Origin of the sequence: Pseudomonas sp. D4002 (genome assembly GCF_013385665.1) — a bacterium.
GTDB lineage: Bacteria > Pseudomonadota > Gammaproteobacteria > Pseudomonadales > Pseudomonadaceae > Aquipseudomonas.
Map to the genome: position 1 here is coordinate 13191 of NZ_JACAPN010000022.1, position 21074 is coordinate 34264.

General features: G+C 63.3%; 17 protein-coding genes. 4 read left to right on the forward strand and 13 right to left on the reverse strand.

Annotation, left to right across the window (positions count from 1 at the left end; all coding sequences use genetic code 11):
* Nucleotides 1–2: 2 nt before the first annotated feature.
* The 3 genes from HX824_RS16770 to HX824_RS16780 form a co-directional block, all read right to left on the reverse strand.
* Nucleotides 3–1109 carry a tartrate dehydrogenase gene (locus HX824_RS16770; RefSeq protein WP_177054829.1) on the reverse strand — a complete coding sequence of 369 codons (1107 nt, stop codon included), beginning with the start codon at nt 1107–1109 and terminating at the stop codon, nt 3–5.
* 120 nt (nt 1110–1229) lie between these two features.
* Nucleotides 1230–2111: a LysR family transcriptional regulator gene (locus HX824_RS16775; RefSeq protein WP_003208237.1), complete on the reverse strand. Its 882-nt coding sequence runs from the start codon at nt 2109–2111 to the stop codon at nt 1230–1232.
* A gap of 194 nt (nt 2112–2305) precedes the next feature.
* A complete protein-coding gene (locus tag HX824_RS16780; protein ID WP_177054830.1) occupies nt 2306–4540 on the reverse strand; it encodes a TonB-dependent siderophore receptor in 2235 nt (744 codons plus the stop codon).
* Between the two features lie 230 nt (nt 4541–4770).
* Between HX824_RS16780 and HX824_RS16785 the strand changes: the two genes are divergently transcribed.
* Nucleotides 4771–7128 carry a DNA polymerase II gene (locus HX824_RS16785; RefSeq protein WP_102605361.1) on the forward strand — a complete coding sequence of 786 codons (2358 nt, stop codon included), beginning with the start codon at nt 4771–4773 and terminating at the stop codon, nt 7126–7128.
* A 72-nt stretch (nt 7129–7200) separates the two neighbouring features.
* Nucleotides 7201–7779 (forward strand): GNAT family N-acetyltransferase, encoded by a 579-nt coding sequence (locus tag HX824_RS16790; RefSeq protein WP_177054831.1) that lies wholly within the window; start codon nt 7201–7203, stop codon nt 7777–7779.
* Here HX824_RS16790 and HX824_RS16795 read toward each other — a convergent pair.
* Entirely contained in the window at nt 7776–7991 is a 216-nt protein-coding gene (locus HX824_RS16795) for an AbrB/MazE/SpoVT family DNA-binding domain-containing protein (RefSeq protein ID WP_003208231.1), read from the reverse strand. The two genes, HX824_RS16790 and HX824_RS16795, sit on opposite strands and share 4 nt — an antisense overlap.
* 70 nt (nt 7992–8061) lie before the next feature.
* Here HX824_RS16795 and HX824_RS16800 point away from each other — a divergent pair, with 70 nt between their 5' ends.
* Together HX824_RS16800 and HX824_RS16805 are read left to right on the forward strand one after the other, a co-directional pair.
* Nucleotides 8062–8682 carry a glutathione S-transferase gene (locus tag HX824_RS16800; protein WP_177054832.1) on the forward strand — a complete coding sequence of 207 codons (621 nt, stop codon included), beginning with the start codon at nt 8062–8064 and terminating at the stop codon, nt 8680–8682.
* 164 nt (nt 8683–8846) lie between these two features.
* Entirely contained in the window at nt 8847–9428 is a 582-nt protein-coding gene (locus HX824_RS16805; RefSeq protein WP_003208227.1) for a DUF4174 domain-containing protein, read from the forward strand.
* A 113-nt stretch (nt 9429–9541) separates the two neighbouring features.
* Here the strand turns inward: HX824_RS16805 and HX824_RS16810 are convergent, their stop codons facing one another.
* Genes HX824_RS16810 through HX824_RS16850 form a run of 9 tightly spaced genes read right to left on the reverse strand, consistent with a single transcriptional unit; the run spans nt 9542 to nt 21068 of the window.
* The gene (locus tag HX824_RS16810) at nt 9542–10585 is read right to left on the reverse strand and encodes an acyltransferase family protein (RefSeq protein WP_177054833.1); all 1044 of its coding nucleotides are present in this window, start codon (nt 10583–10585) and stop codon (nt 9542–9544) included.
* Nucleotides 10586–10621: 36 nt separating this feature from the next.
* Entirely contained in the window at nt 10622–12037 is a 1416-nt protein-coding gene (gene murJ / locus HX824_RS16815; protein WP_177054834.1) for a murein biosynthesis integral membrane protein MurJ, read from the reverse strand.
* A gap of 2 nt (nt 12038–12039) precedes the next feature.
* On the reverse strand, nt 12040–13467 hold the full coding sequence (locus HX824_RS16820) for an O-antigen ligase (RefSeq protein WP_043225192.1): 1428 nt from the start codon (nt 13465–13467) through the stop codon (nt 12040–12042).
* A 2-nt stretch (nt 13468–13469) separates the two neighbouring features.
* On the reverse strand, nt 13470–14573 hold the full coding sequence (locus HX824_RS16825) for a glycosyltransferase family 1 protein (protein ID WP_008434566.1): 1104 nt from the start codon (nt 14571–14573) through the stop codon (nt 13470–13472).
* Entirely contained in the window at nt 14564–15781 is a 1218-nt protein-coding gene (locus HX824_RS16830; protein ID WP_177054835.1) for a glycosyltransferase family 4 protein, read from the reverse strand. Before HX824_RS16830 ends, HX824_RS16825 begins: the two co-directional genes overlap by 10 nt.
* 8 nt (nt 15782–15789) lie before the next feature.
* The gene (locus HX824_RS16835; RefSeq protein ID WP_003208216.1) at nt 15790–17118 is read right to left on the reverse strand and encodes a cellulase family glycosylhydrolase; all 1329 of its coding nucleotides are present in this window, start codon (nt 17116–17118) and stop codon (nt 15790–15792) included.
* Nucleotides 17108–18298, reverse strand: coding sequence for a glycosyltransferase (locus tag HX824_RS16840; protein ID WP_003208215.1), 1191 nt, complete (start codon nt 18296–18298; stop codon nt 17108–17110). Before HX824_RS16840 ends, HX824_RS16835 begins: the two co-directional genes overlap by 11 nt.
* Nucleotides 18298–20289 carry an exopolysaccharide transport family protein gene (locus HX824_RS16845; RefSeq protein ID WP_003208213.1) on the reverse strand — a complete coding sequence of 664 codons (1992 nt, stop codon included), beginning with the start codon at nt 20287–20289 and terminating at the stop codon, nt 18298–18300. Before HX824_RS16845 ends, HX824_RS16840 begins: the two co-directional genes overlap by 1 nt.
* A 14-nt stretch (nt 20290–20303) precedes the next feature.
* Entirely contained in the window at nt 20304–21068 is a 765-nt protein-coding gene (locus HX824_RS16850; RefSeq protein WP_008434559.1) for a polysaccharide biosynthesis/export family protein, read from the reverse strand.
* Nucleotides 21069–21074: the final 6 nt, after the last annotated feature.

The window sequence follows — 21074 nt, forward strand, 5'->3', positions numbered from 1 at the left end:
GTTCAGCTCCTGTTCCCGGCGACGCATTCGGCGATGGCGCGACCCACTTCGACAGTGCTGGCGCTGCCGCCCATTTCCCGGGTGCGCGGGCCTTCGGCAAGCACCGTTTCGATGGCGGACACGATGGCTGCCGCCGCTTCCTGGTAAAGCGGATCACCGTCGCTCAGGTGCTCGATCATCAGCGCGGCCGACCAGATCTGCCCGATGGGATTGGCGACACCGAGCCCGGCAATATCCGGCGCGGAACCGTGCACCGGCTCGAACAGCGACGGGTAGCGCCGCTCGGGATTGAGGTTGGCCGACGGCGCGATGCCGATGGTGCCGGTGCACGCCGGGCCGAGGTCGGAAAGGATGTCGCCGAACAGGTTGGAGGCCACCACCACATCGAACCAGTCGGGATGCTGCACGAAGTGCGCGCACAGAATGTCGATGTGGAACTTGGCGGTCTTCACGTCCGGGTAGCGCCGGGCAATTTCGTTAACCCGCTCGTCCCAGAACGGCATGGTGATCGAGATACCATTGGATTTGGTCGCCGCCACCAGGTTTTTCCGCGGCCGCTGTTGCGCCAGTTTGAAGGCGTAGTCCACCACGCGGTCCACGCCTTCGCGGGAGAAGATCGACTCCTGCACTGCGATTTCCCGCGCCGTGCCTTCCCACATGCGGCCGCCAACGCTGGAGTATTCGCCCTCGGTATTTTCCCGCACCACGATAAAGTCGATGTCCCCCGGCACGCGGCCGGCCAGCGGGCAGGGCACGCCGGGCATCAGGCGCACCGGGCGGATATTCACGTATTGATCGAACTGGCGGCGGATCTTCAGCAGCGACTCCCACACCGCAGTGTGGTCGGCAATGATGTCGGGCGCACCCACCGCGCCGAAGAAGATCGCGTCATGGCTGCCGATCTGTTCGGCCCAGTCGTCGGGCATCATCGTGCCGTGGGCCAGGTAGTGTTCGCTGCACCAGGCAAAGTGGTCGAAGTGAAAGTGAATACCGAAGCGCCGGCTGACAGCGTCCAGTACCCGCAGGCCTTCGGGCACCACTTCGCGGCCGATGCCGTCGCCGGGAATCACGGCGATGCGGTGGGTGGGGCGGGTGTGGGATTCGGACACGCCGTGTCTCCTGTCTTGTTTTTATAGGAAGGTCTGGCGGGGGCATTCTTGGCACAGCTGTGACAACAGTGGAATTGCTAATTGTGGAATCGGCCTTCGCAAAATTCGAAGGCCAAAGGTTTACGCAGGGTTGGCACTCAAGTAGTCGAACAGTGCCAGGCTCGTCAGCGACGGCTGTTCCTTGCGCATGCACAGGTACATCTGCCGGTCGGCCCAGCTGTCGTCGATTTCGATAAAGCGCAAGGCCATCTCCTTGCGGAAGATCTGCACTGCACCCTGTGGCAACACGCCCACACCCTGGCCGGCGGCGATCAAGCGGCACACTGCTTCGAAACTGCGCACCTGCACCCGCAGCCGCAACGGCATGCCGATCGCCGCGGCGGCCTCGGTAATCAACGGGGTGATGGCGGCGTTGTCTTCCAGGCCGACGAAGTCGTAGCCGAGCAAATCCTCGAAGCGCGCATGGCGCATTTTCAGTGGGTGGTCATTGGGCACGAGCAGGCACAGGCGGTCCTGGCAGTAGGGCTCGAACCGCAGCTCTTCGCTGGGGCGGGTGGTGACGATACCGACATCCGCCACGCCCTCGCGCACGGCCTGGAGGATCTCCCGGCTGCGCTCCTCGCGAATATCCAGGCGGATGCCCGGGTGCAAGGTGTTCCACTGGGTCAGTTGGCGCGGCAGTTCCTGGCTCATCGCCGAGCTGTTGGCGTACAGGCAAACCCGGCCGGTGGCGCCCTTGGCGTAATCGGCGAGGTCGGCGTGCATGCCGTCCACCGCCCGCAGGATCGATTGTGCATGCTGGGCCAATACTTCCCCGGCTGCCGTCGGTGAAACGCCGGTGGAGGTGCGGGTCAGCAGGGCGACCTTGAAGTGCTGCTCCAGCAGCGACAGGCGTCGGCTGGCGGCAGAGAGGGAGAGATGGGATTGCTCGGCCGCCCGGGACAGGTTGCCCAGCTTGACCGCCTTGAGGAACAGCTCGATGGAAGTGAGGTCGGGGGACATGCCGGGGTCCTTGTGCGCAGTGGTTGGGAAACTACGCAGTTGGCGTTCGGCTGTCCAATGTCCGGCAAACAACCCGGGTGCAGGCCGATCTGCTTTCTGTAGGAGCTGGCTTGCCTGCGATAGCATCACCGAGGTGCATCTGACACACCGAGGTGCCCGCATCGCAGGCAAGCCAGCGCCCACATTGACAGGGGTTAGAAGTCGATACTGGCCGACAGCTTGGCCACGCGCGGGTCACCTTGGGTCAGGTAGCCGCCGAGTGCCGATTCCCAGTACTTGGTATTGGCGACGTTCTCCACAGTGGCGCCGAGGGTGACGTCTCGCTGGTCCACCTTGAAGGTGTAGCGGGCGCCCACGTCGAAGCGGTTCCAGGCGGGCAGGCTGAGGTTGTTGGCCGCGTCGGCATATTGGCCGCCGGTGCGCAGCATCCGTCCGTTGACTGTCACGCCTTGCAGGCCTGGTACATCCCAGTCCACGCCGGCATTCAGTTGGAAGGTCGGTACGCCGATGGCGCGGTTGCCGTCGTTGGCGCCGTTCTGGGTGCCGTGGACTTCGGTGTGGATGATGGTTGCGCCGCCCAGCAGGCGCAGGCCGGCGATCGGTTCACCGAACACGTTGAGCTCAACGCCTTTGTTGACTTGCTCGCCCTGGCGAACATAGGTGGCGCTCAAGCCGTCGGCGCTGAGTTGTGAGTAACCGTCGGTTGGTTGCTCGATGCGATACACACCCAGGGTTGCGCCATAGGTACCCATGTCAAGCTTGACCCCGGCTTCGGTCTGTTTCGAGCGCGCCGGGGCATAGGCCTGGCCGGCGTTGGTAATGGGTGCGGTGCCGGCGTTCTGAGGTGCGGTCGGGCCCTGGGCCAAGCCTTCGATATGGTTGGCATAGAACGACACGTGGTCCCACGGCTTGAACACCAGGCCGTACACCGGTGTGGTGATCGACTTGTCGTAATTGGCGTTACGTGGGCCCGACCCGTAGGCATACCCTTGGACCACCAGTTCCTGGCGGCGCAACCCGGCGGTCACCAGCAAGCGATCATCCATAAAGCCCAGGGTGTCCGAGACCGCTGCACTGCGGGCGAAGGTCTTGGCGGTGATGCCCGGATCGTTCAGGTCGCCGCCGACGAAACTGCCCTTGACCGGTTCGGCAACGTCCACCGGGTTATAGATATTGCTGGCGTGGCCGTTGAGGTCGAAGTCATAGGCGTTGCGCGTCTGGGCCCAGATCCCGGTCAACCCGAAGTTCAGTTTGTGGCTGACAGCGCCGGTCTGGAACTTGCCATTCAAGCCCGCCATCAGGCTGGTGTTGTCTTCCTGGTGGGCGATGCGCGAGCCGCTGACGGTGGCATTGCCCAGGGTGTCATTCAACGTGACCGAGGAGTAACGGCCAATCTCGTTGGTGTGCTTGGCGCCGCCTGCGATGTAGGCGGTCCAGTTGTCATTCAGGTCGTACTCGGCGCGCAACATGCCGAAAGTGTCTTCCAGGCTGCTGGTGCCCCAGCTCGGCGCGTAGTTGGTGTCGGCCGAAGGCGCGTTGGGGATATGAGTCAGGTTCTGGCCGAGCAACACGGTGTTGCGCCCGCCATTGATCTGCTGTTTCGAGTAGACAAAGTCTCCCGACAAACGCAGCGCATCACCGCGATAGTCCAGGCCAACCGCAAACAGCTTCGAACGCTGGCTCTCGTCATCGATCCCGGTGTCGCCTTCGCGCTGGGAAATATTCACCCGTGCGCCAAAACGATTGTCCTCGCCAAAACGTTGCCCGATATCCAGGTGCTCGCCGACCCGGCCATCGCTGCTGATGTCGGTGCTGAAACGCCGCAACGGCACATCATCGGCGCGCTTGGGTTGCAGGTTCACACCGCCGCCAATCCCGGAGCCGCCGGGCGTCACGCCATTGATAAAGGCGTTGGGGCCCTTGAACACTTCAACCCGCTCCAGGGCGTCGGTGGACATGATCTGGCGCGGCAGGATGCCGTACAGACCGTTGAACGAAATGTCATCGCCGTTCAGCGGCAGGCCACGGATCACAAAGGCCTGGGCCTGGTTCGCGTACCCCGACGCCTGGCGCACGGACGAATCGTTGAGCAGCACATCGCCGACGTTCTCGGCCTGCTGGTCACGGATCAATTTTTCGGTGTAGGAAGACATGCTGAAGGGCACGTCCATGATGTCCTGGTTGCCCAGCACCCCCAGTTGCCCGCCGCGGGCGACCTGGCCGCCGGGGTACACCGGGGGCAGGGCGTTGGGCGTGGCCGCGTCGGCGCTGATGGTGGTAGCGCCCAGTTCCAGAGCCTTGCCGTCCTGACTGTTGTTCGCATCCTGCGAGGTTTCTGGAGTGGCGGCGTGAGCGGCGAGGCTCAGGGAGCAGCAAAGGGCGAGCAGGGTAGGGCGAAACGGCACAGCCAAACGGGTGGAAGTGGGCATGGTCGATCCTGACGGCGAACCGTCAATGTGAGGAAAAGGGCAACAACGTTGCGCGTCCTCGCTGCGCGGATACGACTCCGGTGCGAATGATAGTAATTGTCATTAATGTTCTGCAACAAGTTTGTGAGATTACTCTCTCCGTATACGTAGGCCATTTCGGTTAAATCGCCGCGCCGTGGCACAGGCCGAGTAGAATCACGCCCTGAAAGTGATTCTTGAGGTGTGGCAAGGTGGATTTACAGCAGGGGTTTGTCCTGACCCGGCATTGGCGCGACACCCCGGCGGGCACGGAGGTCAGCTTTTGGCTGGCTACCGATCAAGGCCCCAGGTTCGTGCGCTTGCCGGTGCAGACCTCCGTGATGTTCATCCCGCAAGCCCATCGCAAGCCGGCCGAGCTGCAGCTCAAGGGCGAGCGCGGTATCGAGTTGCGTGACCTGGCGCTCTGCGACTTCCACCATCGCCCGGTGCTGGGCCTCTACACCAAACAGCATCGCCAATTGATGGACCTGGAAAAGCGCCTGCGTCGAGCCGGCATCGACGTCTACGAAGGCGATGTGCGCCCGCCCGATCGCTACATGATGGAGCGCTTCATCACCGCGCCGGTGTTGTTCGGCGGCAAAGCGGGCGAGGGCGGCATGCTGGTGGAGGCGCAGATGAAACCCGCGCCGGATTACCGCCCGCCCCTCAAGCTGGTGTCGCTGGACATCGAGACCACCGCCCAGGGCGACCTGTATTCCATCGCCCTGGAAGGTTGCGGCGAGCGCCAGGTGTACATGCTCGGCCCGCCCAACAACACCGATGCGGTGGACTTCAAGCTCGACTACTGCGACACCCGCGCCGAACTCCTCGAACGCCTGAATGTGTGGCTCGCCACCCATGACCCCGACGCGATCATCGGCTGGAACCTGGTGCAGTTCGACCTGCGCGTGCTGCACGAACACGCGCAACGCCTGAACGTGCCGCTGCTGCTGGGCCGTGGCGGCGATGCCATGGGCTGGCGCGAGCACGGCAGCCGCAATCACTACTTCGCGGCAGCGGCCGGGCGGTTGATCATCGATGGCATCGAAGCCTTGCGCTCGGCCACCTGGAGTTTCGAATCCTTCAGCCTGGAAAACGTCGCCCAGACCTTGCTCGGCGAAGGTAAATCGATCTCCACGCCGTACCAGCGCATGGACGAAATCAACCGCATGTTCGCCGAGGACAAGCCCGCGCTGGCACGCTACAACCTCAAGGACTGCGAGCTGGTCACGCGGATTTTCGAGAAGACCGAGCTGCTGAAATTCCTCCTCGAACGAGCCAGCGTCACCGGCTTGCCGGCAGACCGCAACGGCGGTTCGGTGGCAGCGTTCACGCACCTGTACATGCCGCTGATGCACCGCCAGGGTTTCGTCGCGCCGAACCTGGGAGACAAACCACCCCAGGCCAGCCCCGGCGGGTTTGTCATGGATTCGCGCCCGGGCCTCTACGAGTCGGTGCTGGTGCTTGACTACAAAAGCCTCTACCCGTCGATCATTCGCAGCTTTCTGATCGACCCGGTGGGCCTGATCGAAGGCCTGCGTCACCCCGAAGACAGCGAGTCGGTGGAAGGCTTTCGCGGTGCGCGGTTTTCCCGCACCCGGCATTGCCTGCCGTCGATTGTCGCGCGGGTTTCCGAGGGCCGCGAAGTGGCCAAGCGCGAACACAACGCGCCGCTGTCACAGGCGCTGAAGATCATCATGAACGCCTTCTATGGCGTACTCGGTTCCAGTGGTTGCCGCTTTTTCGACACGCGACTGGCATCGTCCATCACCCTGCGCGGCCACCAGATCATGCGCCAGACCCGCGAGCTGGTCGAAGCCCGGGGTTATGAGGTGATCTACGGCGATACCGACTCGACTTTTGTCTGGCTCGGCAGCCCCCATTCCCAGGAAGACGCGACGCGCATCGGCCTGGACCTGGTGCAGCACGTCAACACCTGGTGGCGCGAGCGCCTGCAGAATGAGTTCGGCCTGCAAAGCGCCCTGGAACTGCAATACGAAACCCACTTCAGCCGCTTCCTGATGCCGACCATTCGTGGTGCGGAAGAGGGCAGCAAAAAGCGCTACGCCGGGCTGGTCACCCGTGCCGACGGCAGCGAAGAAATGGTCTACAAGGGCCTGGAAACCGTACGCAGCGACTGGTCGCCCCTGGCCCGGCAATTCCAGCAGGAACTCTACCAGCGCATCTTCCACCGCCAGCCCCACCAGGATTATGTGCGCGACTACGTACGTCGCACCTTGAGCGGCGAGCTCGACGACCTGCTGATCTACCGCAAGCGCCTGCGCCGGCAACTGGGCGACTACGAGCGCAACGTACCGCCCCACGTGCGCGCCGCGCGGCTGGCCGACGAATACAACGACCGCCAGGGTCGCCCGCGCCAGTACCAGAACGGTGGCTGGATCAGCTACGTGATCAGCGTCAACGGCCCCGAACCGCTGGAAGTGCGCCAGGCACCGATCGACTACGACCACTACGTCACCCGGCAACTGCAACCGGTGGCGGACGCGATCCTGCCGTTTGTAAACGATGACTTCGGCACCCTGGTGGGCGGCCAGATGGGCTTGTTCTAAAACGGCTTGCCTTGAGGTGGCGAGAGCCTGCAATCTTGGCCACTGACGACCACCAGACAGCGCAGCCCTCCCATGACTGATATCACCCTGACCGGCACCACGGTCGAACTTCGGCCCCTGCAACGCGAACACGCCGCCGCCCTGGTACAGGCTGCTGCCGACGGGCAGTTGTGGAACCTCAAGGTGACCAACGTGCCGGGGCCCGACACCGTCGAAAAGTACGTGGACATTGCCCTGGCCGGGCGTGAGGCGGGCACCGTGATGCCGTTTGTCATCGTGCGCCGCGACACCGGTGAAGTGGTGGGCAGCACCCGATTCTGGAAGGTCGACCGGGTCAACCGCAAGCTGGAGATCGGCCACACGTTTATCAGCCAGTCGGTGCAGAAGTCCGGGGTCAACACCGAGGCCAAGCTGTTGCTGCTGACCTACGCGTTTGAAGTGATGGAGTGCGTGCGAGTGCAGTTCACCACCGATGAACTCAACGAAAAATCCCGGGCCGCGATCCTGCGCCTCGGCGCGGTACAGGAAGGGATCGTGCGCCACGAGCGCATCATGCCCGATGGCCGCAAGCGCAACTCGGTGCGCTTCAGCATCATTGATCCGGAATGGCCACAGGTGAAGGCGGCGTTGCAAGCCAGGCTGGCTCGCTAGGGCTTATGGCTCAGCTCTTCCACCAACTCATCCATCCGGTCGGCAATTTTCGGCGTGGTCGACAGCACAAAGCCTTTTTGCGTGCCCACATAGGTCTCGACGATGTACAGCGTGTCGCCCACATCCAGCCCCAGTTCCTGCAAGGCTTCGTCTGGCAGGCGAATGGCGCCGTCGCCGTCCCAGTCTTCGATCGTGACGCGTTTGCTGTGCATGATGGCTTCCCGTTGAACGAATGAACGGCCTAGCCTAACACCTCAATCCACTGCCAGGAGGCTTGGCACTGTGTACACCCTTTACGGAACCCCCGGCACCGGCTCGTGCATCATCGAAATTGCCCTGCAGCGTTGCGGTGTCGAGTGGTGCCAGGTCGACGCCTGCTCCTGGGAAGACCGCGTGGGCAACGAGGCGTTGGCGCGGATCAACCCGCTCAAGCAAATCCCTACCCTGCAACTGCCCAATGGCAGCGTGTTGACGGAAAGCGCGGCGATCCTGATTCACCTGGGCCTGCAGTTTCCCGCCTCAGGGCTGCTGCCCGAGGAGCCCGCCCAAGTCATTCGCGGCCTGGTGTACATCGCCGCCAACTGTTACTCGGCGATTGGCATCATCGACTATCCGGAACGCTGGACCGACAGCCCCGATGCGCAGCAGCATGAACAGCTGATCAGCGGCACCCGTCGCCGCCTGCATAGGGCCTGGGAAGTGTTTGCCGATCAATTTGCCGAGCAACTGTTCACCCCGGCGCAGGTTCCGAATGCACTGGCGATCATGGCTGCGGCGGTGTCGCGTTGGGCAGGCGGGCGGGACGCGCTGCAACAGTCGCGGCCTGAGTTTGCCCGGGTGCTGGCGCAGGTGGATGCCCACCCAAACGTAGCGCCGGTATTTGCCCGGCATTGGCCGTCGTGAGCATCCGCAATCAAAAGAAACAATGAGGCGTAAGGTGGCTAAACGCCTTGCGTCGCGGGCGTCCTGACCTACGCTTTCTGAAGTTGTTGTAGGAATCATCCTTGAATTTGACTGTCGCAGACATGAAACTCAAGAACCCTGCATGGAATTCAAAGGAGGTGTGCATGCTCATCCGGTCGCTGACCCTGGCTACCCTGATGGCTTTTACGGGGCCGCTGTTGGCCGCGGATGATCTCAATCCGCTCAAGCAGGACCTGGGCAAGTCCCGTCCGTTGGTGGTGGTGGAGCTCGACTCCGGCAACCCGACGTTGGCCACCCTCAAGAAACAGCTGGACGAGCCTGCCAACAAGCAGTCCTTTGAAGAGCGCAACATGGTGCTGTACACCGTGTCCTTTGGCAGCATCGGCGCTGAAGGCGAGAAGTTCGCCAAGGACGCGAAGGACAACAAGAAGCTCGCGCCGCCGGAAACCAACGCGCTGATCCGCGCACTCAAGCTGGGCGCCGGCAGTGGTACCAAGGTGATCCTGGTGGGCAAGGACGGCGAGAAAAAACTCGAGAAGACCGTGCCACCCGACACCCTCAGCCTGGCGGATTTCTTCAGCGCGATTGATCAGATGCCCCAGGCTGAAAAGGACCTTGCCGCGCCGGCCGAACCTGAGCCCGCTGCCCCTGCAGCAGGCAAGCCTGGAGCCAAGGCGGGCAAAAACACCAAGCATCCAGCGCCACAACCGGCACTGGATGATTGAGCGTTTTTCTGTAGGAGCTGGCTTGCCTGCGATAGCATCACCTCGGTAATTCAGGCACACCGCGGTGATGCCATCGCAGCCTCGCTAAAGCTCGACAGCTCCCACATCACGCCTCAAGCTCCAGGCTTTTCACCGGCCACCGCCGGTGCCTTGCGTATCGGGAAGGGGAAGTAGAAAAACCGCAGGAACGCTACCCGCTTGATCACTTCGCCGATCATCAACGGCACCACCACCGCCACCACCAGCCCGATAAACGCCGCCGCCACATCCGGCAGGCCCAGGTGCTGCAGGAGGGCAATGGTCTTGTGCTGGATCTCGCCGTGGAAAATCAACAGGATCAGTGTCGACTGGCCGATGTAGGTCATGGCGCGGGTCAGCACCGCAGACGTCATCATCAACCCGGCCAGCGCCCAGCAGATGTACACACCGATCACCGCCAGTGCACTGGTCCACAGCCAATGGTCATAGCGCCGTTGAGCCAAGTCCATGGTGTCCCAGGTCGGGATGAAAATCGCGAAGTACACCACCAGTGCTACCACCATGCTCAGCAGTGAGCTCTGGTGTTTGCGCAGCACGTCCCGCAGCAGATAACCGAGGATGAAATAGGTACTGCTGATCAACGTGACATCCAGGCTGAAGGGCAGCCCCGGCATCGTCCAGGTCTGGCCGCCGACGGTGATCGGTACCTGCCAGAACCAGTCCAGGGTCCAGACCCCCAGCAGCAACTGCACGCCCACCACCACACAACTCCACACCAGGGACAGGCCCAGGCGTTGCATCAGCCGCAGCATCACCCAGGCAAACAGTATCGCCGCCCAGAAGTGTGGCAAGAACCACAAGGCCTGCCAGGGCAGGGTATCCACCGAGGCGTACAGCACGCCGCCAATGTCGGGCAGCAGCGGTTGGCCGCGCAGGATATCGCGCACCAGTACGTACACCAGCATCGTGGTGAAGAACGGTTTGAGCAGGGCATCGGCCTTGCGCACCGCCATTTCAACGAACGGCTGCTCGGGCTTGAAGAACACCCCGGAGAGGAAAAAGAACAGCGGCAGGATGAAGACCGCGAGTATCGGGTACAGCAGGTTCGGGGAATGCTCCACGAACCAGCCATGCCCGAACACGATGATCAGGATGCCAATGCCCTTGGCAATATCCATTTGAATCCAGCGTTTTTTCACCTGACTGCTCCCACTCTATAAATCTGCCTTGCGCCACGGCTTGAGCCACAGGCCCATGCCCAGCAACACCACGGCCCCCGCCAGGGTGCTCAACCCCAGCTGAAGCCAAATACCTTGAACCCGAAACAACACCAACGCCGCCAAGCCCATCACCAGCCCACTCAGCAACCAGTGCCCCTTCCAGGGCAGGGCGCCGAGCAAGTCCTGGCGCTGCATCAACAGCAACGCGGTGCACAACACCCCGGCGAGGGCGGCCAGCGGGATACCCGCCAGGCCAAACACAAACGGCAGCACACCCAGCAGCAACACGTTCACCAGGCTGCCCAGCAACTCGCAACGCAGCGGCTGGCGGGTGTCGCCGGCGGCATAGGCATAACGCGCCAGCAGGGCGTTCCAGGCGCCGAACACCAGCGGCACGGCAAACCAGGCCAGCAGCAGCGGCAACGGCGAATCTACCGACTGCTTGGGCAGCAGCAACGCCACCAGGCTCGGCGCCGCCGCCACCAGGCCGACGCCTGCGGGCAGGGTCAGCAGGCTGGCGGTTTCCAGGCCGCGCTTGAGCAGGGCCAGGCGCTCGTCGCCCTGGCGCCGGCTCATCATGCCCAGCAGCACCTGGTTGAGGCTCATCAGGGCAATCAACGGCAAGTTCATCAGCTTGCGGGCCAGGTTGACCCAGGTCACCGCACCTTCACCCAGCAAGGACGCCACCAGCCGTTCAATCAGCGCCAAACCCTGGCTGGCACCGTTGCTTAAAAGCAGCGGGCCTATGCGAGCGCCCAGCTCGCGCAATTCCAATGTCGAAGCCCGCAGCCGCCACGGCCGCCAGCCCAGGCGCAGCATCGACGGCAACAGCGCCAGGGGCATCAGCAGGCTGCCGGTGAGGCAGGCCAACGCCAGCGAGTGCGGTTGCGTGGCGGTACCGGCGAGGGCGAGGTAGGTCACCGGCGGCAGGTTGAACAGCAACGAACCGAGCCCCGCGACCACAAAGCGCTCGCTGGCCTGCAGCGGAATACTGAACAGCGCATGCAGCATCAGCCCCGGCACACTCCAGGCGAGAATCTGCAAGTTGCTGCTGGCGAGGCTGGTGGCCGTCGCCGCCAGCCCCGGGCCGAGCAGCTGCACCAGCCATGGCGCCAGCAACGTCAGCAGCAGGCTGGTCACCAGGGCGATCAGCAACAGCGCCGGGAACAACACCGCCAGCCAGTCCAGGCGCTCGCCGTCCTTGCGTTGCAGGTACAGCGGCAGGGCGGCGGCACTCAGCACACCGCCGGCCAGGGACATGCGTAACGCTTCGGGCAAGAACAGCGCGATCAGGAACGCATCGCTGCGCTCGCCCGCACCCCACGCCGCCACCAGCAACCACTCACGGGCAAACCCGAGGCACAACCCCAGCAAGGTTGCCAGGGTCAACCAGAACGCCGATCCGAGCATGCCTAGGGCCCGACGCTATTGAACACAGGCTTGCGATGCGCCACGGTCTTGACCTTTGGCAGACGCGCCGGAAACAGCCGCCGCGCCTCCAGCACGTTGATCCCCACCATCAGCCAGAACAGCGCAATCATCACCAGGGCGAAGCTGAAGTAGTGGTCGAAAAAGCCGCTGACCAGCGCCGACAGAATCCCCGCCGTGCTGCCCAGCCAGATCGCATTGTCCTTGGTCAGGCGGATCGGGCCGATTTCCGGACGGGACTCGCGCCACCAGCGCCAGGTCACTGCGATAAACAGCAGCATGCTGATCACCCCGGTCTTGTAGACGAAATTCAGCCACAGGTTGGAAATCCCCAGCAGGTGCGTACCCGGCACTGGAGGGTCAACCTTGAAGCCAATGCCCAGCGGGTAACTGGCCACGGCCTGGGGGAACATGCGGTATTCGTCAAAGCGCACTTCGGTACTCGCGTTCTGCGCCGAAAAGATTGTCGCCAGACGTTCCTGCAACGGTGGGTACGACAGCACCAGCGCCACGGCCAACGCCACGCCGATCATCAGCAAACGCCCGGTGTACGGCACCCGCCGCGACGCCATCCAGATCAGCACCAGCGCCAGGCTGACCATCGCCCCCCGGCTGCTGGCCAACAGCAGGGCCGCCGCACCCAGGCAGGCAACGCCCAGGCCGAGACCGCGTTTCCAGCCGGTGTTGGTGATGCCATAGCAGAACGCCAATGGCAGCAGCAGCGCCATGATCCCGCCGGTGGCATTCGGGTGCATCCATGGCGAACCCATCCGCGAGGCCATGGCACCCAGGCCCAGGGACAGGGTGTCGAGGCTGCCGTAGTTCATCAGGGTCAGGATCGGCAACATGCCCGAGGCCGAGCGCGAGCGGATAAATACACCGATGGACATCACCAGCATCGCCAGTGTGCCCAGCAACAAGGCGATCACCAGGGCTTCGCGGTTCTTCTGTTCAACCAGCAGCTTGGCGGCGAGGAACAGCACCGACAGGTTCAGCAGCCAACGCAACCAGTTCGCCACGCCGCTGGCCTCGGCGGTGATGCTGACCTGGCCGACGATAAACGGCACCACTGTGAAGATCATCAGCCACATCAACATGCGGTCGGTAGGGCGCCGCGACAGCGGTGGGGCGGCCGGCAGGCGCGAGAGGAAACCGTGCCAGATCACCGCCGCCCAGGTCAGGGCGATCAGCGCCTCACTGACCGTACTGCGAATCCCCAGGTTGAGGGTGGAGTAGGGCATGAACGTCGCCACCAGGGCGAACAGCAGCAGTCCCCAGAACGGGAACCGCAGAATCGTCACGGCAGCGGCCAGGCCGATCACTGCCAGCACGGCCTTGACCGGGGAAAGAAACAGGATCAACCCACCAAACAGCAGGCCGAAGACGATGGCGACGAGGCTACCCAGTGAGATTCTCAATTCAATTCCTCGATCAGTTCGGCCAGGCGCCGACGGTAGGCCTGGTGGTTGAAGCGTTCGGCCCAGCTGCGTAACTGTTCAGGTGGTTGTTCGACGGGTTGGTCGGCCAGGTGCAGCATCAATTGCACCAGCGCCGCGCCGTCCGTGGGTGAAAACCGCGGTGCCAGCGGCGGGGTGATTTCGTCCAGCGAGGTACCGCTGGCCACCGCCACCGGAGTGCCGACGCTCAGGGCTTCGATCACCGGCAAGCCAAAGCCTTCCGCGTAGGAAGGCTGCCACAGGCGCAAGGCCTTGCGGTAGAGCCCGTGCAATTCAGCGTCGGATACGCCGCTCAAGGCGCGTATCCCCGGGTAGTTGCGTTGTGCTTCGGGCAAATGCTCCAGGCTGCCCACCAGCACCAGTTCCGGCACGCTCGGCGACTGGCTGCGCGCTTGCTGCCAGGCGTCCACCAGGAACGGCACGTTCTTGCGCAATTCCCGGGTACCCACCAGCAGCCAGTAGCGCTCGGGCAGTTGCCGGGCCGAGAGGTCCGCCGGCAGTCCGACAAAACCGACCACCTGGTTGGGCAACACGCGAATCTTGCCTGCCGCCTTGGGAAACAGCCGCGCGGTTTCGTCGGCACTGTACTGCGAAGGCGTCCACACCCGGTCTGCCGTGTGCACCGCATAGGTGATCGACAGCCGATCACTGGCCTTGTAGATCAGCGCCTTCAGGCGGTTGGCGTGATAGTTGTCCAGGGTGATCTGAAACAGGTCATGCAGCAGCACCACGGTGCGCAGGCCCTGCGGCTTGGGCGGCAGCGGCAGGCCCATATTGAAGGTGCTGATATACACATCGATGTGCTCATTGCGCAGCGCCTTGGGCAGGTAGCCCGCCTCGAAACGCAGGCGCTGGTGCGGCTGATGCATGGCGGTCTTGGCGCAGCCCCAGTCCGGGCAATGCACGTTCAGGCGCAGCTCATCCCCCAGCGGCGCGACGCTGAAGCGTTCGAGCTCGATGCCGGGCAGGGTGCGCAGGGCATCTTCCAGGGCGTACACCTGGCGACTGATGCCTGATTGCGGCGAGGTGCCGACGGTGCGGTAATCGAGGCCTATGCGCATGCCGCCTCCTTTTGGCTCTGGGGCGACAGTTGCGCGTACACCTGCTCCAGCTGGCTGGCGGCGACGCTCCAGTCATGGGCACGGCGCACATAGGCGCGACCGGCTTCGCCCATGGGAGCTGCGATTTCAGGCTGTTGCAGCAGGCGCACCACGGCGTCGGCCAGGCTTTCAGCGGTCTGGCCGCCGAGGTAATCCAGGCCTTCCACCAGGTCCAGGCCGGACACGCCCTGGTCGGTACTCGCCAGCGGCAGGCCGGCGGCCAGGGCTTCAAGCACCTTGAGCTTGGAGCCGCCTCCATGGCGCAACGGCGCCAGAAACACCGAGCAACTCGATTGCAGGGCCAGCAGGTTGGGGACAAAACCCTGCCATTCGATGCGTCCGTCCTTCCAGCGTTCGCGCCAGCTTTCCGGCATGCCGAAACCGCAGACGCTCATGCGTGCGTCGGGGCAGCGGGCCCACACTTTCGGCAGGATCTCATCCAGTGCCCACTCGATGGCATCGACGTTGGGCGCGTATTCGTAGTTGCCCAGAAACAGCACGCGGCGGGTCGTCGGGTCGGGCCGGGCAGCAGCGAAGTGCGCGCAATCCACCCCGTTGACCACCACCGGTACCGGCTTGCCGGCAATCTGCGCCAGGGTCTGGGCGTCGGCGTCGGTCACGGCGACCACTTGCGCGGCCTGGCGCATCACCCGGTGTTCCCAGCGGCCGTAGCGCCATTGATCGTAGCGTATGAACGGCAACGCCCAGCCGGGCAGGCGGTCGTAAGTCGCGGCGCCGAGGGACGATTCGACATTGTGTTCGGTCAGCACAAACGGCTGGGAGCGACGGGCCAATGCATCTTCGTAAGGCTGGAAGGTGTAGGTATGTTCGATCTGCACCACGTCCCAATGCTCGGTCAGCAAGCGCTCGAAGGTGTCCTGCAGTTCACCCGACAGGCCATTCACACTGGCCAGCAACGGGTACGGCGCAAACAGCCCGGCCAGCAGGGTCTTCAGGCTGCGCAGCGGGCGGCGGGGGAGGATGATCACCTGTTCCAGAAAGGCTTCCAGCACCTGGCGATCCGTCAGCGATACCGCATGTTTGTCATGCAGCAGCAAGGTGATCCGATGCCCGCGCGCAGCCAGGCTGCGCAGCAAATGAAACTGGCGCGTCTTGCCGCCGCTGGTAGCGGGCCAAGGCGAGTAGGGCAGGATCCAGAGGATGCGCATGGGTGGCTTCAATCCCATAACAGAATTTGCAGGTTCGGCTTGACCGGTACGTCCAGTCCATTGGTGCCACTCAAGGGTGTTTCGGTGCCGCGCAACGGGTCATACAAGGTGGCGGTGGTCATGCCCGGCAAGTGCGCGCTGCCGCCACGGGCCGACCAGAAAAACCACACCTTGCGCCCGTCGGCACGGGACCAGCCGATGCTGAACAGGCCATCGGGCAACTGATCGGCGGTGGGTGGGTCGCCGGGGGTCAATTTGGGCCCGCTCACCTGCAGGAAATTCTGCAGCGCGGTGTACGACGGCTTGGGGTTGGCGTCGATGTCGAGCAAGCCATAACTCTGGTCGCGCACGCTGGCGCGCTGGTCCAGGTCGCTCAGGGTGAACAGGAAGATCTTGTCGAAATCCAGCGCGCTCATCAGCGCGACGCGGCGCACGATGTAGTCGGCCTGGCCCTGGGTGGTGATGAAGTCCTGCACCTCTTTCGGGCCTTTGTAGGTCGACCAGCCCCACTCGGTGCTCCACAGGGTATTCACCCCGGCCGCCCGCAGTTTCTGGTTGAGGGCGCTGGTTTTTTCGACAAAGTCGAGGTTCGACGGCGTGTTGCCTTCGGGCAATTGGGTGTAGGGGTGATAGGACATGACGGTATTCAGGCTCGGCACGCCCAGTTGCAGCAGCCCGTCGAGCATGTTCTGGCCGTTGGGCATTTCGCTGAAGAATGCCATGCCGGCGGCCACCACCGGTTTGTTCGGGTTCACCACCCGCAACGCGGCGGCGGTGACTTGCAACAGGTTCGCATAGCCGGCCGGGTCGGCGGCGGGGCGCCAGAACCCCAGCAGGTTCGGTTCGTTCCACACCTGCCACGCATCTACGCTGGGGTAACGCTGTTCCAGCAATGCCATGCGGTTGGCGAAGATATTCGGGTCCTTGGGCGGGAACTGGTCCTGGTACGGCGAGGAGGCGGGCGCGGTGGTGGCGAACTTCGCCGAGCCCACCAGGTAGAACACCGACTTGATCTGGTTCTGCTGCAGCTTGTTCACCAGTTCGTCGAGGGTCGCGACGTTGTACTGGTTCTCGGCGGTTTCCAGCTGGTCCCAGTGCAGGTCCAGGCGCACCCACTCCAGGCCCAGGGCCTTGAGGCGGTCGATCTGCTTCTGATAACGCTCGGGGCTGAACCACAGGAACTGCGCGTTCACCCCCAGGAAGTCCTTCCACACGACCTCTTTGCTGCCCTTGAGCACATGGCTCTCGGCATCGGCCGGGCGGCCCCAGAGAAAGGCGGTCAAACCCAGCGCAGCGACGACTGCGAGGGTAGCGAGGTAAGTCCGTTTACGCGCCATGGTTGCCTCCTGCAACGGTTTGCTCAAACAGGCTCGCGAACTTCTGCGCGGTCACTGGCCACAACCGTTCACGGCCTATGGCGGCGGCGCGTGCGGCCCAGTCCGTGGCCATGTGCGGGTTGCGTGCGAGCCGCAGCAGTTGTTCGCTCAAGGCGGCTACATCGCCTTGTGGATAGATGGCGCCATTGCCGCTGGCGACTTCCTCGGCAAACGCCCTGGCATCGGAGGTGATCGCGCCGCGCCCGCAGGCGGCAGCCCAGGACAATGCGCCGCTGGTGCCGCGCTGGCGGCCCAGCAGGCCGAGCTTTTTCGATTCGCGATACGGCAGCACCATCACATGGTGCGCCTGGATCGTCTGCGGGATCTCGCTGGCCGGCAAATTCAGCCGCCAGTCGATGGAGCCTGCCAGGCCGAGTTCGGCAATCTGGCTGTTCAACTGCTCCAGGTAATTGCCGCCTGTGCCAAACGCCATTTCGGCGGCAGTGCCACCGGCCAGGGTCAGGCGCACACGGTCACGCAATTCGGGGGCTTTTTCGAAGGCGGCGGCCAGGGCCTGCAACAGGTCTTCGATGCCTTTGCCACGGTAGATAAAACCGAAATACAACAGGTGCAGCGTGTCCAGCGGCGGCAAGGCCACCGGCGGGATATCCAGGTTGGCGTGGTTGATCACCGCCACCTTGCCGGCGGGCAATTGCATGCGCGCCGTCAGGCAGTCGGCGCCCAGGCGGGTGAGGGTCACCAGCCGGGTCAGGCCCTGGGCGACGTGACGTTCTTCGCGCAGGGTCAAGGGATCGGCCAGCACCACTGCCGCCTGGGGCAATGGGCTGGGCAAGGATTCCAGCAGGTTCAGCGGAAAGGGCAATTGCTCGCGCCGCCAGACCATGCGTTCCGGGTCATGCACCGTGGCGGTCAACGGCAGGGCGGGGTAGGCCTTGCGCAATTCGCGCAGGGCCAGGAACTCCCCCAGCCGCCCACCGCCCAGCTCGGCGTGGACCAGGTCAACACCCTGCCAGTCGAAACCGGCAATGGCTTGCTTGATCGCCGCCGTGCTGCCGACCACGCCCGTCAAGGGCGTAGCCACCTCGACGCCCAGTTGCTCCAGTGCCGTCTTGAAGTGGTTCGCGTAGTCGGCGATCCCGTTCTTTTCCGGCGGCAGGGGAGCGAGCAGGGCGATGCGCATCAGAACGAACCCCGGTATTTGGCGATGGTTTTCAGCACCTTGACCGGTACCTCGAACTTGCGGCGGTTGATGATAATGCCATCGACCTTGCCGAACGCCGTGGTGAGGATCGACAGTGCGTGTTCCACCACCGGTACCGTGCTTTTTTGCGCTTCCACTACCAGCGCAATCAGGTCGGCACGGCGCAGGTTGATGAACGCATCACGATTGTCCAGCAGCGCCGAAGCATCCAGCAGTACCACCTGGCCCGGAATCGCCGGCTCAACCCCGCCGATCCGCACCCGCACGCCGTTCTCTTCCAGCAACTGGCGCAACTGCTCGACGATAAAGCTCACGCCTTCACCGTGCCGTGCCGAGGTCAGCCCCAGGGTCAGGCCCTGTTCGGCAATACGCTCCAGCGGCAGCAACCCATACAGGCGATAGATGCTCGCGTTGAAGGCGTTGGTGCTTTGCGCGGTGCTGGTGTCCAACTCCGGCAGCGTGGTCCACAGCGGCAGGCCGAATTTGCCTTCCACCAGGCCGCCGTCGTGGATCCGTTGATCCAGCAGGTAGCACAGGTAGATCACCAGCAAGCCGACCACGATGGAGAACGGGATCGCCAGCAACAGCATCAGCAGGGTTTTCGGGAAGACGCGCCCAGGGTTCAGGGTAGCTTCTTCGATCACCGCGATGTTACTGATCTGGCTCTTGTCCAGTTCACGGTCGATCCGCGATTTTTCCAGGCTGTCGACATACAGCGCGTAGTTTTTCTCGGTGCCGTTCAGCTCACGGGCCAGGCGCGCCAGTTCCGGCTCGATGGCCAGGGCGTCCTTACGCTGGGCTTCCAGTTCAGTCAGTTGCTTCTGCTGTTGCACCAACTGTGTACGCAGCGACTGGTTGCGACTGGTCTCATCCAGCAGTACCCGTTGCAGGTGGATTTCCAGGGTGTTCGGCGCGCGGTTCTCGGAGCTTTGCACCGTGTCGCTTTCACCGGCGACCTGGGCCTGCATGGCACGGATCGAAGCGTCCAGGGCTTTGACCGGCGGCGCGTTATCCGTATAGGTACGCATCATGTCGGCTTTTTCCAGGAGCTTCTGGTTCAGCAGGCGACGCAAGTCTTGTTGCTGCGGGTTCAACGCGATCTGGCGAACCGTGGTCACCTCTTTGGGCTGGCCCTTGAGTTGGTCACGGGTGCTCTGCAACGCCACGTCGGAGGAAGCGATCAGCCGAGTGGAGTTGAACACCTCGCCACGCAGCACGTTGATCCGCTCGGACAAGTCTTCCAGGCGATCGGTGATGCTCGAGGCGCCGATGTCGTTCAAGTGCGCGAGGATCTGCTCCTTGTAGCTCTTGATCTGCGCAGCGCTGGAAGACACCTGGCCTTCATAGAACGCATACAGGCTCTTGCGGCCCAACGCCTGGGTGCGCTCGTCGATGTAGGTCTCGACCCAATCCTTGACCACCGCCTGGGCGATTTGCGGGTCATCCCAGCGGAAGCTGATGTCCATCACCGTAGAGCCGATGGCGTGGGTCACTTCGAAGTTTTTCTCCAGGCTTTTCGCCAGGCGTTCCACCGGGGTGGTTTCTTCGACGATGCCAACGGTTTCCAGCACCACTCGCACACCGTCAAATACGGCACTGATGCCTTTCTTGACGTACCACTTGGTGCGCTTCCACACGCCTTCCGGCGGCTGCATCTTGTCCATCACGTCCAGGTAATGCTCGGCCACTGCACGCACGATAGGGCGGCCGGTCAGCAGGCGCTCTTCGTCGACAATCGGGTCGCGCTGGGTGCTCGGCATGACGATTGGCTGACGGTTGTCGACCTCGATCGGCATCGTCGAGTCACGCCCTGGTTTTACCAGCAATCGCGCGGTGGATTCATACTTGGCCGGCAGCAGGAACGCCCCCAGCAAAATGATCACCAGCGCGGCAATCGCCGCCAGTTTGAACTCGTGCTTGAAGATGAAGAACAGACGCAGAAGATCACGAAAAGAACGGATCTCGATCATGGGATGTCGCTCCTTTAGTGGTTCGTGGTGTAGCTGTAGCCCACACCAATGGATTTGGTGAAGGGAATCAGCTGGTTCAGGTAAGTGTCCACGCCTTGGATCCGTTCGCCGACGTTGGACTTGGGTACAAACACCACGTCACCGCGTTGCAGCGCCACGGGCTTGCGGCCCAGTGCGCCGTTCTTCAGGTACTGGCTGAAATCGAGGAAGTAGGCGTGGTAGACGCCTTGGCCATCTTCACGCAGCAGGGCGACCATGCTCGCGTTGCCCACCGAGCTCACGCCGCCGGCACCGAGAATCGCCTGCTCCATGGTCGGGGCCGTGGCGATGGAGACAGCCGACGGGTTTAATACCGCGCCGCCGACGATCACCGTGTTGCCCGGCGCCTGGTTGATGTTCACCGTCACCCGAGGCTCGCGATACACCGGTGCGAGTTTCTGGCTCAGCTCGGCGGCGACTTCCGCCGGCGTGCGCCGCGCCACCTGGATCGGCCCCAGGAAGGGATAGTTGATCTTGCCGTCGTTCTGCACGGTGTACAGCGTCAGCTCGTAAATCGTGCTGACGTTGAACGCCGACAGGGTTGGCATTTCCCCGGCATCGCGGACAATCCGCAACTGGTCGCCGATGCGGATCCGCTCCACCGCCGGTGGCAGTTGGGCCATGCGATCGAGGGCCTGCTTGCCCTCGTCCACCGTCTTGCCATCGGGCGCGACGATCCGCGCGGGCGTATTGCAGGCGGCCAATGCCATCATGGCCAGGACGAGCAAGGTTCGTTTCATCAAAGG

Coding starts and splice junctions, on each gene's coding strand:
- HX824_RS16775 (WP_003208237.1), bottom strand. CDS start 2,111: ATGTCCCCCGACCTCACTTCCATCGAGCTGTTCCTCAAGGCGGTCAAG.
- HX824_RS16780 (WP_177054830.1), bottom strand. CDS start 4,540: ATGCCCACTTCCACCCGTTTGGCTGTGCCGTTTCGCCCTACCCTGCTC.
- HX824_RS16790 (WP_177054831.1), top strand. CDS start 7,201: ATGACTGATATCACCCTGACCGGCACCACGGTCGAACTTCGGCCCCTG.
- HX824_RS16795 (WP_003208231.1), bottom strand. CDS start 7,991: ATGCACAGCAAACGCGTCACGATCGAAGACTGGGACGGCGACGGCGCC.
- HX824_RS16805 (WP_003208227.1), top strand. CDS start 8,847: ATGCTCATCCGGTCGCTGACCCTGGCTACCCTGATGGCTTTTACGGGG.
- HX824_RS16810 (WP_177054833.1), bottom strand. CDS start 10,585: ATGGATATTGCCAAGGGCATTGGCATCCTGATCATCGTGTTCGGGCAT.
- murJ (WP_177054834.1), bottom strand. CDS start 12,037: ATGCTCGGATCGGCGTTCTGGTTGACCCTGGCAACCTTGCTGGGGTTG.
- HX824_RS16825 (WP_008434566.1), bottom strand. CDS start 14,573: ATGCGCATAGGCCTCGATTACCGCACCGTCGGCACCTCGCCGCAATCA.
- HX824_RS16830 (WP_177054835.1), bottom strand. CDS start 15,781: ATGCGCATCCTCTGGATCCTGCCCTACTCGCCTTGGCCCGCTACCAGC.
- HX824_RS16835 (WP_003208216.1), bottom strand. CDS start 17,118: ATGGCGCGTAAACGGACTTACCTCGCTACCCTCGCAGTCGTCGCTGCG.
- HX824_RS16840 (WP_003208215.1), bottom strand. CDS start 18,298: ATGCGCATCGCCCTGCTCGCTCCCCTGCCGCCGGAAAAGAACGGGATC.
- HX824_RS16845 (WP_003208213.1), bottom strand. CDS start 20,289: ATGATCGAGATCCGTTCTTTTCGTGATCTTCTGCGTCTGTTCTTCATC.
- HX824_RS16850 (WP_008434559.1), bottom strand. CDS start 21,068: ATGAAACGAACCTTGCTCGTCCTGGCCATGATGGCATTGGCCGCCTGC.